The following is a 12,931-nucleotide window of genomic DNA, read 5'->3' as shown; positions in this document are numbered from 1 at the left end:
TATTACGGATAGAGGCCCCAGCCACGTCCGCGGGCGAAAAGCCGGGTCAAGGCATAGTGGACCGCGCCGGCTGCAAGGCAGGAAGGCACGGAGGCGGTGAGGTACTTGAAGGCCGGCAGGCTCGCGAGCGTCTGCGGATTGAAGACGAGCACGTAGACCCCGAAGCCGATGGCAAGCGCAAAGAGGCCGATGGGATTGAAGCCACCCCAGAAACGGTAGGGACCGTTTTCCTGCGGGCCGTGCAGGCTGCGCATGTCGAGCTTCTGGCCGCGCAGGAAGAAGTAATCGGCAATGCCGATGCCGGCGAGCGCGGAATTGAGCGCCGAGGTCCAGACGAGGAAGATGAAGAAGCCGTCATACATCTGCGGATAGAAGACCACGAGGCCGAGCGGGATGACGCAGAACAGGAAGAGGATCGCCCCCCAGGAGGTGGCCCGCACCGAGGCCGTGCCCACCTGCCGGAGACCGACGATGGAGGTGTAAAGGATGTTGGCCATCGAGGTCATGTTGGCGAAGGCGACGAAGAGCAGCGCGATGATGCCGATGACGGGCCCGGCGATCTTGGTCATCCAGATCGTCGGGTCGCTGTCACCGAGTGCGACGGCTGCGAGCAGGCCGACAATTTCGCCGAGTGCGGCGGCGCCGAAAATGCCGAGGATGTTCGGCCAGAAGGCGGTACGTTCGTTCTTGGTGAGGCGGGCGAGATTGCCGATATAGGGCCACCAGGAGAAGCCGGCGGCAAGGTTCACTTCGATAGCGATAATGAAGTTGAGCGTATTATCCTCAAACGGCGGGGAAAGCGCCGGCATCGCCAGCAGCTCGGAGAAGGAGCGGTGCTGGAGAATGAGGTAGAGCATCACGATCATCAGGATCACCAGCGCGGGCGAGACGACCATGTTGAAGAACTTGATCGAGGTTGGCCCCTTGGCGACGATGAACCAGGTAACGAGGATGGCGCCGACGGCGGCGACGATCATCTTGATGCCGGTCGGGTTGGCGGCCTCGCCGGAGCTCAGCGCCGTCAACCCGTCGATCGAGCGGCCGAACATCATGGCCAGCACCGCAAGCCAGCCCATGGTGAGCACCACGACGGCCAGCACATAGACAACGCGGCTGCCGTTATAACCGAACTGGCTGCGCAGCGCGACGAACTGCTCGATGCCGTAGCGGCCGGAAAGCGGCGTGGTGGCGAGTGCCGTCAGCATGACACCGACGATATTGCCGATGATGATGGCGGCAATGCCCTCCTTCGGTCCGACGAAAAGACCGACGGAGCCGCCGATCAGGAAGGCCCAGGTGGCGATGGCAAGCGCCGAATTGGCGTAGGTGAATTCCCAGAAGCCCCAGAGCCGTTCCGAGGGCAGAAGCGGTGCATCGCCGCGTTCGGCAGCGGCACGGTTGGCAGAAGCTTCCTCCCGTTGGATTTCAGCGGCGGCAAGCCCGCCATTGGCGACGTGTTCGGTCATCTCATGCCCCCCAGAACCAGGAGCCGAGGACCAGCACGAGCGTCAGCACGGTCATGCCGGCATAATCGAGGGCGGTCATCGTGCCTTCGAAGCGGTGACCCGCCTCGATGTCTTCATAGATGCGGGCGCGGCGTCCCAGTTCGTTCTGCCAGGCGATATCGTTTTCCATTTTTGGTTCCCCTATCGCGTCGCGCCTTCGGCGTCTTTCTGCGATGAAAGGCGGCTCCATCAGCCGCCGGTGGTGCGAAGCGGCCGCCCATGGGCGGCGGCCGCAAGGTTTACGGCAATGTGATCCACACCGCCTTGGTCTCCATGAGGTAGTCGAGTTGCTCCGGCCCCAGGTCCTTGCCGAAGCCCGAAGCCTTGAAGCCGCCGAAGGGCATGGAAGGATCGATGGTGCTGTGGGCATTGACGTAGACGGAACCCGCATGCAGGCGCGGGATGAGCGTGTGCACGCGCGCGAGATCGTTCGAGTAGATCGCGGCGGCAAGGCCGAACGGCGTGTCGTTCGCCAGCGAAACCGCGTCCTCCAGCGTGTCGAAAGGGCTGGTGACCAGCACCGGCCCAAAAATCTCCTCGCGCACGATGCTCATCTCCGGCTTGCAATAGGCAAAGATTGCCGGTTCGATGAAATGGCCAGGTCGGTCGGGACTGCCGCCGCCATGGATCAGCTCCGCGCCCTCGCGGCGACCGGCCTCGATATAGCTGGAAACCACCTTTTTCTGCTGCGCCGAGACCATGGGGCCGATGTAGCAATCGCGGTCGAGACCCGGCGCAAGCTTCAGCGTGCGGGTGACAGCGACCAGCTCTTCGAGGAACGCGTCATGCACCGACTGCTGGACATAGACGCGGGTGCCGGCATCGCAGACCTGACCGGAGTTGAAGAACACGCCGTTTGCCACTGCACGGGCAGCGCTTGCCAGATCGGCATCGTCGAGCACCAGCACCGGCGATTTGCCGCCGAGTTCCAGCGTCACATGCTTCAGATTGCCGACCGCCGTGCGGCCGACCTCCTGCCCGACCGGCGTCGAGCCGGTAAAGGTGACCTTGTCGATGCCCGGATGGGTCGACATGGCCGCGCCGATGACGCTGCCCTTGCCCGTGACGATATTGACCACGCCATCGGGAATGCCGGCCTCCTGCACCAGTTCGGCAAAGCGCAGGGTGGATAGCGAGGTGAGTTCCGCCGGCTTGACGATGACGGTGCAGCCGACAGCAAGGGCAGCCGCGAGCTTCCACGCCATGGTCTGCAGCGGGAAGTTCCACGGCACGATGGCGGCGACGATGCCGAGCGGTTCCTTGCGGGTATAGGCGAGATAATTGCCGGGAATGGAAGGTTCGACGGTGCGGCCATGCAGCTTTGTCGGCCAGCCGGCGAAATAGCGGAACGTATCAACCGTGCCCTGGATGTCGATCTCGCGGGCGAAGGTCACCGACTTGCCCATGTCGATGGCTTCGATTTCCGCCAGTTCGTCGGCATGGGTCTCGATGAGGTCGGCAAGGCGATGCAGGAGGCGTTCGCGCTCGAGTGGCTTGAGGAGACGCCATGCGCCGCCATCGAACTGGGCGCGGGCAGCGCGGACGGCCCGGTCGAGATCGTCCGTGGTGCCCGAGGGCGCGCGGGTGATCAGGCCGCCGGTGGAGGGCTCGAAAATGTCGAAGGTCGCGCCATTGCCGCTGTCGACCCAGGCGCCGCCGATGAACATCTTCTGGGGCTTGGCCAGAAACCGCCGCGTCGCATCGCTGACGCCGTATTGATCCAGATAATTGCGGACGCTTTCGTCCATGTCTCTTCCTCCTCGTCGGCCGCCGCTGGCGTGCCGGCCCTTCCCGGGGTCTTTGCTCAGCGTTTTTCGGCTCTTGCATGCATGACGCGGCCGATGAGGTTCATGAGAACCTGCGCGGCCAGAATGGAGGTGCCTCCGGTGTGGTCGTAGTCGGGGGCAACCTCGACCAGATCGATGCCGACAATGTTCCCGCGCTTGGCGAGCGCCGCCAGGATCTCCAGCACCTCGTAATAGATGAAGCCGCCATGCGACGGCGTGCCGGTACCCGGCGCGATCGACGGATCGAAGCCATCGATGTCGATGGTGACGTAATAGCGCGCATCGGCGGGGATGCGGTCCACCACGCCCTCTATGCCCAACGCCCGGATCTGACGGACCGAAAGGATGTCGGAGCCCATCTTGCGGGCATCCTCATAGCCTTCCTTGGCGGTGGAGGAGACGTTGCGGATGCCAAGCTGCGACAGGCCGCTGACATAGGGCTTTTCTGCCGCGCGGCGCATCGGGTTGCCGTGGCCGTAGCGCACGCCATGGCGCTCGTCGACGAAATCGAGATGGGCGTCGATCTGCACGATGTGGATCGGACCGTTCTTCTCGCAGTCCTCGGCAAAGGCATTGACGCAGGGGATGTTGATGGAATGATCGCCGCCCAGCACCACCGGCAGTGCGCCGGCCGCCAAAATCTTGCGCACGCCGAACTCGATATTGGCGTGGCTCTTCATCGTGTCGGTGTGGACGATATCGGCATCGCCGATATCGACGATCGAGACCGCGCCGCTCGGCAGATAGGTGACGTCGTCCTCATGATCGTAGGCGCCGCCGTGGCCGAAGGAGAACAGGGTCGAGGCTTCGCGGATCGAGCGCGGCCCGAAGCGGGTGCCGGCACGCCACTGGGTGCCGCAGTCGAACGGTGCACCGAGGATCGCCACGTCGGCGTCGATGGCGTCCCAGTCCGGCTGGTAGGGATATTTGCCGAAGGTGCAGATGCCGACAAACGGCAGGTTCAGACGCCCGGTTTCATAGGAATTGCTGGTCATGTGTCTCCTCCACAGGTGAAGGAGTGTGCGGAAGGTCGATACGCTTAAAAATATCTATGATTGGATGTTTAGTTGTGACTTAATCAATGCATGATCAACAAGGTTCGCCACCGCGTTCTCAACCTGTCGCTCGGCGATGCCGAGCTCCGGCTGCTGCGCGTCTTTGCCTCAGTCGTGCAGCACGGCGGCTTTTCCGCCGCGCAGTCAGCGCTCGGCATGACGCAGGCGACAATCTCCACCCATATGCGCAATCTGGAACAGCGGCTGGCCTTGCGCCTGTGCACCCGCGGCCGCAGCGGTTTCCAGCTAACGGAGGAAGGGCGGCTCGTCTATGACGCGGCGCTCGAACTCTTCGGCTCGCTGGAGAAATTCCAGAGCCGCATCGGCGAGGCGCAGGGTGAGCTTTCCGGCAATCTCAGCTTCGGCACCGTCGATGCGATGATCACCAATGGCGAACTCGACCTTCAGGGCGCGCTCGCCAGCTTCCATGCGAAAGCGCCGCGCGTGCATCTGGAAATCGATGTCGCAGCACCGCAGGTGCTGCACCAGGGGCTACTGAACGGCTCCTACCAGGTCGTGCTCATGCCATCGGTCGGCAGCGTCACGCCGCATGTCCGCAGCCAGCCGGTGTTTTCCGAAGTCCAGAAGCTCTATTGCGCCGAGCGCCACCAGCTCTTTACCCGCCCCGACGAAGAGCTCACCGACGCGATGCTGGCATCCCAGTCCTTTGCCGGCCGCACCTATATGCTCAACGAGACGATCTGCGGCGTGAACTTCACCTGGGCCGCCGCAACGCCGCATATGGAGGGCACACTGCTGCTTCTGCTTTCCGGTGCTTACATCGGCTTCCTGCCCGATCATTATGCAGAGGAATGGGTGCGCACCGGCCGCCTCAGGGTCCTTGCCCCCGAGCGCATGACCTTCGAGGATATGTTCCATATCGCCTATCCCCGCAACAAGCCTTCACGCGCGGCCGAAACCCTGGCAGAGGCGATCACCGAGAGCGTACGAAAGCCGCACTGATGTTTTCCGCTGGCCCCGGAAACCGGGGGCAGACGGTTCAGTCCTAGGACAATTCCAGGAAAAGTGTGAAACGGTTTCCGTCCGGAGTAGCGTTGCTTCAACGAGTTGGATCATTTCACTGTTTCGATGAAACGATGAAATGATCTTGGGCCGGTCGAGGTGCAGCAACCGCCGCATCGCTGAGGGCAGACATGGTGCAAAGCGGCGCAGCATGCGCCCTGCCCAGCCGGAAAGCGCAAGGCAGACCGCAGTTTCACTGCTCGCGTCCCTATCGCCCCGATCTGCAACCAAGTAGCCGATGCCGCGCAGCATTTTCACTTCCTGTCCTACCGAACCCGAACGGGCTCGGCGTAATAGGGCAGCCGGTCGATCCGCGGCGACCACAGTCCCTTGTCGACGACCGTGCGCACATGCGCTGCGATCTCCTCCATCGGCGCGAACCAGACGTCCCCGCGCTTAAGAACCTGCTCAAGGAAGCGATGCACCACTTCCCAGCGCGCAAAGCGTCCGGTGGCGAATGGGTGAACGACCGGCACCCAGGGCGCGCCGTGCCGGTAGGCGGCCTCGAACTCCTGCGCGGGGCGGCAAAGCCCCTGCTCCGGCGCGCGGATCGGCATCATGTGGTCGAGATCCATCGACTGGACATATTGCGGCCAGTCGTCGAGGCCCCAGTGCGAGGGCAGTTCCACCAGGCGGCCGGCATCGCATTCCAACCCGCGGTGCAAATTCCTTCGCCCAGGAGCGCACCAGCCCGAGCACCCCATGCTTGGAGGCGACATAGGGCGAGAAGGTCTCGCGGCGGTGATAGGCCATGTCGGACGCGGTCATGATCAGACGGGCCGTCCCCTCCACCGTCCCCTCCATCAGCCCGATCGCCATTTTTCCAACGAAGAAGCTGCCGCGCAGGTTAATGGCGATCACCCGGTCGAAATCGGCGGCTGGAGTTTGCTATTGGGAGACGGTGCGCGCGCGTCCGAAGGCGCGCAGTAGCAGGTTCACCGAAACAGCGATCTTGTCGATGTCGGGGACGTCTCGGGAGTAGCGCCCGGTATAGAGCTTGACGATCATCTGGTCGCGCTCTTTGCCGCTGAGCTCGTAGTGAAGGTGAAGGTAGAAGCGCCTCTTGTCTCCGGCGCGCGAGATGTCGCCGCGCCGCTGCGTCACTTGCCTGAGATCTGCATGTAGCGGCTCGAAGCCATCAAGTCTGAGCGTCACCTGTGTGGACTGGAAACGCACTTCAGTCGGAACGGCGACCACCGCCTTGTCGAGTGAGAGGCTGACCACGCGCCCCGGCGTGCCGTCGACATTGGCGGGCTCATCGAGCCTAAAAGCCTGGAAAAGGCGACACGGTTTCTCAAAGCAGATGAGAGAAGCGATGACAAGGACGACGATGTTGATCCCCGACCATACGGCCCCAATCGCCGAAAACGAGCCGTGTATCCGCGCGGTTTCCGGAACGATGTTGATCAGGAGCCCCAGTGCTGTGGCAGTGATGAAGCCCGCGATCCAAGAGAACGTGTAGGCATCGAAGGCGTTGGCCTCGTTACCGGTGCCTTTCGGGGTCACCTTGAACGGCTTGCCGAAGGGCCGTACGAGGCTGGAAACGACCGTCGGCAGCATGCGAAAGGTTGCGAACGTCCCGACGGCGCTGGAAACTACAGGGAGGTAGCGCGTCGGGGTGATCCACAGCATCAACAGGAAATAGGCCGCCAGAACGGGAAGCTGGTTAGAGACATAGTCGGCAACGCCGGTGAAGTGCAGCGGCAAGGCGCCGAACCAGAGATAGGCGATCGGCACCATCAGGACGATCAGGCGCACGATGTACTGCACCAGCCAGGACATGGGAAGAAACATAATCCGCTGGAACAACGACAAGCCCGGTCCGCGCAAGGGGCCGTTGTGGAGATAGAGCGTCTGGATGCCGCCCTGGCACCAGCGCTCTCGCTGGACGAAATAGCCCGTCAGGTTCTCGGCTGCCAACCCCATCGACAGGCGCTCGTTCAAGTAACGGGTCTTGTAGCCTTTGTTCAGCATCGACAGTGTCGTCAACAAATCTTCGGTGATCGACTCCGTCGGGAAGCCGCCGATCGCGTCGACTGCCTTGCGGCGGGCGATCGAGCACGACCCACAGCAGAAGCTGACGTCCCAGACGTCGCGGCTCGGAGCGATCTCGTCGAAAAAGAGGCGCTGTTCGTCCGGCCAGATGTTCTCCAGACCCAGGTTTGACTGGACCGGATCGACATTGAAGAAATGCTGCGGCGTCTGGACGATGCCGATCTCCTCGTCCGAGAAGAACGGCAAAGTACGCTTGAGAAAATGGCGATAAGGAACAAAGTCGGCATCGAAAATGGCAATGAAGTCGCCCGAACTCGCGCGGAGCCCGTTGTTCATGTTTCCGGCTTTCGCGTGCGCATTGTCCGTTCGCGTCAAGTGGACCGCGCCTCGCTCTGCGCAGAAGCTCTTCAGCCAATCACGCCTGCCGTCATCGAGGACATAGACCTTGAACTTGTCTTTCGGATAGTCGAGTGCCAACGCCCCGACGATCGTCCGCTCCAAGACATCGAGCGGTTCATTGTAGGTCGGAATAAAAACGTCGACTGTAGGCAGATCCTGTTGTTCGCGAGCGAAGAACGTCTTTCCCAAGCGGTCCGCTTCGGAACTCCGGTCAACGTATCGGCTCATCAAAATGAGGAAAAGGACAACCTCGGTGAAGGCAAGGAGCTCGATGATGAAAACAACCCAAACCCACCATGCGTTCGCGCCATCGGCTGGATAGGGAAGAACGGTCTCGAAAAGACGCCAGACCATATAGCGCAATGCGACAGCGCCTACGACGGCGCAGGTGATGCTGCGCGCCCAGCTTTGATGCCGTGGCCAGTTGGATGGCCCAAGCAGGAAGAAGGCGATAACCAGCAATGTGGGCGCGAGCGCTAAAAGAGGTTGAACCACAAGCTTTTGATCCACTGCGTCAGTTGCAGATTGTGCCTGGAGATGCGTACCTGGGCGGTCCGCCCCACCTGGCAAAAATTGCCGAAATCGGTGTTGAGCGCTGAGGGTATGAGTTGAACGCGGATCCTGGCATCGCGCTCCTCGGCCTCCGGCTCCTTGGCAGCTAGATTGTCCTTCTCGACAACGGCAGAAGAGCCTTTGACTGCCTGCACTTTCGCCTTGAAGACTTCGCTCCGACCGAGGAGCCGAACCTCCGCTTCGCGACCCGGATAGATCTCGTCGTAATCGACTTCGGGAACGAGGATATCGACGAAAAGCTCGCGGCAATCGAGGATACGCAGCAGCTCGTTGTTCAAGATGACATTGGAACCGTTGACGACGTTCCGGGTCCACACCACGCCGCTGAATGGCGAAGAGACCGCCGCCAATTCGAGACTGCGAACGCGCTTCTCCTCCTCGACCAATTGATGGTCTATCTGGTCGGCGCGCGTGCTGTTTTCGACTATGCGGGTGTTGATATCGTTTATGCGAACGATCACCTCGTCCTGGCGCTGGCGGGAATAGGGTACATCGTTTTGACCATCGCCCACTATGAATATCCCCTGACGAAGCGCCGTCAGTCGTTGTTCGAGCAGCTCGAGCGACAGATTGCTGATCTCGACCTCACCGCCCGTGGCGGCGCCCGCGGCAGCGGCCGACTCCACCATTTTGCGCGTAAAAATCCCTTTCGACTCCAACTCCTGCCGTCGGTCGAGGTCTACCTTGGCGACGAAGTCCTGGGCGCGCGATACCTCGACCCGCTTCTGCAGGATGCGAAGCTCGCGTTCCAGACTTGCAATGGTGGCGTTCTTGAAATTCTCGAGCCGATCGGCGAGTTGGGTGCGCAACGCGACAAGTTCGTCCCGTTCCCGCTCGAGCGCGGCAACGCGATCTACCGCGGTCTTTCCTTCCGCCTGAAGCGAAGCAAGGATCGCCCGATTGACCCGATCATTGCGGATCGTCAGAAGCGTCTCGCTGGCGGCTACCGGGGTGCCGATCCGGGGTGGTGCCTGCTCAATCTCGCCATCGATCGGCGCGTTGATCACTGCAAAGCGAGCGTTGACCGTGCCATCAAGGCTGGTAAAGCCCGTGAGCCCCGGCAAGAGCACGACAATGGCAAGTGCCAGAAGCAGGATCCCAACGACAATGCGTGTGACGCGATGGTTCAGGAGCTGCATGCGCAATCCCACTCACTACCGTTGACAACGACGACGGGGCTAGCGACATGCTCCCACCGCCGGGTTAACTTCCGGTGAGATGACGAGATGAACAACCCTCAAAATTGTATGTTTTGCAGCTGAAGATTGTCTCATTTTCGGAAGATTCGGACGGACTAACGCCGTGTGTGCGGTCGATTTTCAGACAGAGGCGGGCGTCCGCAGGCCTCCTCTTCTCTCAGCAAACCATCGCACTTGAGTGATCGTGCACTTCTCCGCCAAATAGCGGAGCGAGAGTAGGTTCGGAGAGCAGAAACCCTTGAACATGTGTTGCTCCCGCGGCCTGCGCGGCTTCAAACTGCGCATAGGTTTCGACGCCTTCAATGACCACGACCGGGGCGACGCAGGATGCGAGACCGACCATGTGCGAGAGAAAGCGCTCCGCGTCGTCACGACCCAGGCGCAAGAAGAATCCGTCGATCTTCACGATGTCGACGGGCAGCGACAAAAGCGCCTCAGGTGTCGAGAACCCAGTGCCAAAGTCGTCGACGGCAATCCTGTAACCAAGCGCCTGCACACTTTGCAGAAACCGGCCGGCTATCGGAAGTCCCGATACGGGCAGACTTTCCGTCAACTCGAGCACAAGCCGCGATGCAAATCTCGCATTTGCAGACAGCAGATCGAAGAGAAGTGCTCTGTTGCGTTCGTCGGAAATACTTTCGACTGAAATGTTGCACCCGAGGACACCGGATTGCTGGCACGCGAGCCAGTCAAAAGCGAGGGCGAGCATATGCCTGTCAAGCGCGGCAACACGGCCTGCCGCCTCCAGATAGCCTATGAACTCGCTGGCTGCCATGATCTCGCCATCGGGTTTGACGAGCCTTCCCAGGCATTCCGAGTAAAGGACGCGGCCGACGTCGGCGACTGAGTTGATGTGTTGAAGAGAAAAGCCGACACGTCCCTGTTTCATTGCGTGGTCGAAGGCTTCCGCAACACGATCAAACATTCGAATTCCGCCTGGTTTGGCAACCGGCCCGACAACAATCACCGGAGCCGGCTGCCTGTCTTTGTTTTACTGGACGCTTTCTACTTCCGGATCCGTTTCTACTTCCGAATCCGTCTCATCCACCGTCGATGGCGGCAGCGTCTCGCGGATTTCGTCGATCTTGCCGACCGCAGGGCCAACGCCGAGTATCTCCTTGGCTTCATCGACCATGTCGTCAGTCACCACACCGTCCTTGGTGAAGCTGGCAAGCGCATCACGCAGCGCTTCGTCACTCAGCGCCGGGTCCGTGGGGATGGCATCCTCACCGTTTTCAGCCTCAAACTCGGCATAGGCGATCGCATAGGCCCGAACCCCGGCCATCTTGGGATCGTTCGAATTGAGGTAAGCGTGGTAATTCCGGTTGAGCGAACCAAAGCCCGGCGCGTTCCCCGGCGTTACCGGTTCAACAACCGGATCCAACTCCACCGGCGCCGATTTGACGACCTTCTCGGCCTTCGCCGGCTTGGACGCTTTTTCCTTGCCGCTTGATGTGTGGGTCTTCTTATGCGATTTCTCGCCGGACTTGTTTCCCTTCGTTTCCTTGCTTCCGCGCGCATTATCGGACTTGCCGTGGCCGGAACTGCCACCACGATCACTGCCGTGGCCGCCACCATGGTCACCACCGTTTCCGCCACCATGGTCGCCGCCGTTGCCGCCCTTGGCATAGGCGAAACCGTTCAGCCCCAAATTGCCGCCAGCCACCGGCGCGATTGCCAGTGTCAGTGTCATGATGCTTCGCGCGATCAGTCTCGTCATGGCCATGATAATCTCCTTATTCCAACTTGCTGTTCACTGTCCTTTCGCGGACTCAGGCGAACGATCATTGATGCACGGACGATATCTGCGCCCCGGACACGGCGCCATTGACCCCAGACCATTGCCTTCGCGCTTGGGACTTAGGTCCGGGCCCAAAGCATCAAAGGTCCGATCAAGCTCGCGTCGATCGTCCTGCCATTGACCGCGTTTCGAGAGTGGTTAGGTTGAGCTGGGCTTGCTACAATCGTCGCGCCGCACGAGCCGGCGGCCCGATCCGAGAGACCTGGTGCGCTTCAATCAACTTATCACCCGCTGGAATTCTCAATCGCTCGCCAGGCAGTTTCTGCTGATTGGGGGAGCAGTCTCCGCATGCGCCATGGTGTTGATCGGAGCCTTTGTTTCGAACCGGATCGAAGATGCGGTCACCCGGAACTCGGCCGCGACGACTGCACTTTATGTCGATAGTGTGATTGCGCCGCTGCTGCCCGACATGCAGAGGAACGAAGTCCTAGACGGGACCGTGGCACGCGCGCTGGATGAGACCCTCGGCCAAGGCGCACTGGGTGACCGGCTTCTCTCTTTCCGCCTTTGGCGCGCGGACGGCACGCTCCTCTATTCGAGTGATCGGGCCGCTGTCGGCACGAAGGTTGAGCTCAGCGGTGAATTGCAAACCGCATTTTCCGGCAAGATGGCCGCGCGCTTCGATCGGGAAAGGAACATAGCGACTGATAAAGGTTCAAGGGTACCGGCGCTTGTGATCTACAATCCCGTACTGCAGCCCTGGTCCGGGCAGGTGGTTGCCGTGTCGGAATTCCACGAGGTCGCCAATGAGTTTCAGCAAAGTCTCAATGAGGCGCGCATGCATACTTGGTTGGCGGTCGCGGCCTTCACACTTGCCTTCTTTGTCGTGCTGTCGGCAATCGTGCTTCGCGGTAGCAAGACGATCGAGAGCCAGCGCCATGCCCTCAAGCAACGGGTCGAGGAACTCTCGGAATCGCTCGCGCAGAACGAAAAGTTGCGGGGTCGCCTCCAACGCGCTTCGCAGCGCGCCACCGCGTTGAACGAAAGTTATCTGAGACGTATCGGAGCGGACCTGCATGATGGCCCGGCCCAACTCGTCGCCTACGCCTCGCTCAGGTTGGATAGTGAAGCCTTGAAGCGCAGCAAAACCCCGGCCGGCACGCGCGACCGCGAAATTGGTGCGATAAAGGCGAGCTTGGACGAAGCGATGCAGGAGATTCGCACGATCTGCGGCGGCCTGGTCCTTCCGCAGATAGAAACGGCGGGTCTGACCGAAATCCTGCAGCGGTGCGTAAAGGCGCATCAGCAGCGGACTGGTTCACCCGTCGAGCTGCACTTGACGAAGCCTCCCGAACGCCTCTCGCAGGCGGCGAAAATATGCATCTACCGGTTCGTGCAAGAGACCCTCAACAACGGCTTTCACCACGCCGGCGGTGTCGGACAGCGGGTTACGCAGCGGACGGATGGCGACCGTGTCACGATCGAGGTTACCGATAGTGGACCCGGTTTTGACCCGGACACAGTTCTGCCCACAAGTCTTGGTCTTGCCGGCTTGCGAGAACGGATCGAAAGTCTCGGAGGAACGTTCGAGCTCGTTGTGGCATCGACCGGTACAACCGTTCGCATGACGACCAGCGTCAAGGAGATATGACAA

General features: G+C 61.1%; 11 protein-coding genes and 1 pseudogene. 2 read left to right on the top strand and 10 right to left on the bottom strand.

Annotated features, from left to right (window positions below; all coding sequences use genetic code 11):
* Positions 1 to 2 precede the first annotated feature (2 nt).
* The 4 genes from ACN9MO_RS22565 to speB all read right to left on the bottom strand — a co-directional run bounded on the left by ACN9MO_RS22565 (position 3) and on the right by speB (position 4,287).
* Positions 3 to 1,466 (bottom strand): cytosine permease, encoded by a 1,464-nt coding sequence (locus ACN9MO_RS22565; protein ID WP_057248683.1) that lies wholly within the window; start codon positions 1,464 to 1,466, stop codon positions 3 to 5.
* Position 1,467: 1 nt separating this feature from the next.
* On the bottom strand, positions 1,468 to 1,635 hold the full coding sequence (locus ACN9MO_RS22560; RefSeq protein ID WP_110881590.1) for a hypothetical protein: 168 nt from the start codon (positions 1,633 to 1,635) through the stop codon (positions 1,468 to 1,470).
* 109 nt (positions 1,636 to 1,744) lie between these two features.
* On the bottom strand, positions 1,745 to 3,253 hold the full coding sequence (locus tag ACN9MO_RS22555) for an aldehyde dehydrogenase family protein (protein ID WP_113133845.1): 1,509 nt from the start codon (positions 3,251 to 3,253) through the stop codon (positions 1,745 to 1,747).
* Between the two features lie 56 nt (positions 3,254 to 3,309).
* Positions 3,310 to 4,287 carry an agmatinase gene (gene speB / locus ACN9MO_RS22550; RefSeq protein WP_057248685.1) on the bottom strand — a complete coding sequence of 326 codons (978 nt, stop codon included), beginning with the start codon at positions 4,285 to 4,287 and terminating at the stop codon, positions 3,310 to 3,312.
* 90 nt (positions 4,288 to 4,377) lie between these two features.
* Here speB and ACN9MO_RS22545 point away from each other — a divergent pair, with 90 nt between their 5' ends.
* The gene (locus tag ACN9MO_RS22545; RefSeq protein WP_057248686.1) at positions 4,378 to 5,310 is read left to right on the top strand and encodes a LysR family transcriptional regulator; all 933 of its coding nucleotides are present in this window, start codon (positions 4,378 to 4,380) and stop codon (positions 5,308 to 5,310) included.
* Between the two features lie 326 nt (positions 5,311 to 5,636).
* Here the strand turns inward: ACN9MO_RS22545 and ACN9MO_RS22540 are convergent, their stop codons facing one another.
* From ACN9MO_RS22540 to ACN9MO_RS22515, 6 genes and pseudogenes are all read right to left on the bottom strand, one after another.
* Positions 5,637 to 6,023: a hypothetical protein gene (locus ACN9MO_RS22540; protein ID WP_425987851.1), complete on the bottom strand. Its 387-nt coding sequence runs from the start codon at positions 6,021 to 6,023 to the stop codon at positions 5,637 to 5,639.
* Positions 6,024 to 6,036: 13 nt separating this feature from the next.
* Positions 6,037 to 6,243: pseudogene (locus tag ACN9MO_RS22535) on the bottom strand (SDR family NAD(P)-dependent oxidoreductase); the annotation flags it as partial.
* 15 nt (positions 6,244 to 6,258) lie between these two features.
* Positions 6,259 to 8,259: a glycosyltransferase gene (locus ACN9MO_RS22530; protein ID WP_057248688.1), complete on the bottom strand. Its 2,001-nt coding sequence runs from the start codon at positions 8,257 to 8,259 to the stop codon at positions 6,259 to 6,261.
* A complete protein-coding gene (locus ACN9MO_RS22525; protein ID WP_113133847.1) occupies positions 8,241 to 9,476 on the bottom strand; it encodes an HlyD family efflux transporter periplasmic adaptor subunit in 1,236 nt (411 codons plus the stop codon). Before ACN9MO_RS22525 ends, ACN9MO_RS22530 begins: the two co-directional genes overlap by 19 nt.
* A gap of 217 nt (positions 9,477 to 9,693) precedes the next feature.
* A complete protein-coding gene (locus ACN9MO_RS22520; protein ID WP_113133848.1) occupies positions 9,694 to 10,461 on the bottom strand; it encodes an EAL domain-containing protein in 768 nt (255 codons plus the stop codon).
* Between the two features lie 66 nt (positions 10,462 to 10,527).
* Positions 10,528 to 11,262 (bottom strand): hypothetical protein, encoded by a 735-nt coding sequence (locus tag ACN9MO_RS22515; protein WP_162733752.1) that lies wholly within the window; start codon positions 11,260 to 11,262, stop codon positions 10,528 to 10,530.
* Between the two features lie 280 nt (positions 11,263 to 11,542).
* Here ACN9MO_RS22515 and ACN9MO_RS22510 point away from each other — a divergent pair, with 280 nt between their 5' ends.
* The gene (locus ACN9MO_RS22510) at positions 11,543 to 12,928 is read left to right on the top strand and encodes a sensor histidine kinase (RefSeq protein ID WP_425987846.1); all 1,386 of its coding nucleotides are present in this window, start codon (positions 11,543 to 11,545) and stop codon (positions 12,926 to 12,928) included.
* The last annotated feature ends 3 nt before the right edge of the window (positions 12,929 to 12,931 follow it).

This window comes from Ensifer sp. R-19 (assembly GCF_049905105.1).
In the GTDB taxonomy this organism is placed as follows: domain Bacteria; phylum Pseudomonadota; class Alphaproteobacteria; order Rhizobiales; family Rhizobiaceae; genus Ensifer.
Note: the sequence above shows the minus strand (reverse complement) of the source record. Positions and strands in the feature narration are given on the sequence as shown.

Bases quoted from the DNA above. Each gene is read 5' to 3' on its own strand.
- ACN9MO_RS22565 (WP_057248683.1), bottom strand. From the start codon at position 1,466: ATGACCGAACACGTCGCCAATGGCGGGCTTGCCGCCGCTGAAATCCAA.
- ACN9MO_RS22560 (WP_110881590.1), bottom strand. From the start codon at position 1,635: ATGGAAAACGATATCGCCTGGCAGAACGAACTGGGACGCCGCGCCCGC.
- ACN9MO_RS22555 (WP_113133845.1), bottom strand. From the start codon at position 3,253: ATGGACGAAAGCGTCCGCAATTATCTGGATCAATACGGCGTCAGCGAT.
- speB (WP_057248685.1), bottom strand. From the start codon at position 4,287: ATGACCAGCAATTCCTATGAAACCGGGCGTCTGAACCTGCCGTTTGTC.
- ACN9MO_RS22545 (WP_057248686.1), top strand. From the start codon at position 4,378: ATGATCAACAAGGTTCGCCACCGCGTTCTCAACCTGTCGCTCGGCGAT.
- ACN9MO_RS22525 (WP_113133847.1), bottom strand. From the start codon at position 9,476: ATGCAGCTCCTGAACCATCGCGTCACACGCATTGTCGTTGGGATCCTG.
- ACN9MO_RS22520 (WP_113133848.1), bottom strand. From the start codon at position 10,461: ATGTTTGATCGTGTTGCGGAAGCCTTCGACCACGCAATGAAACAGGGA.
- ACN9MO_RS22515 (WP_162733752.1), bottom strand. From the start codon at position 11,262: ATGGCCATGACGAGACTGATCGCGCGAAGCATCATGACACTGACACTG.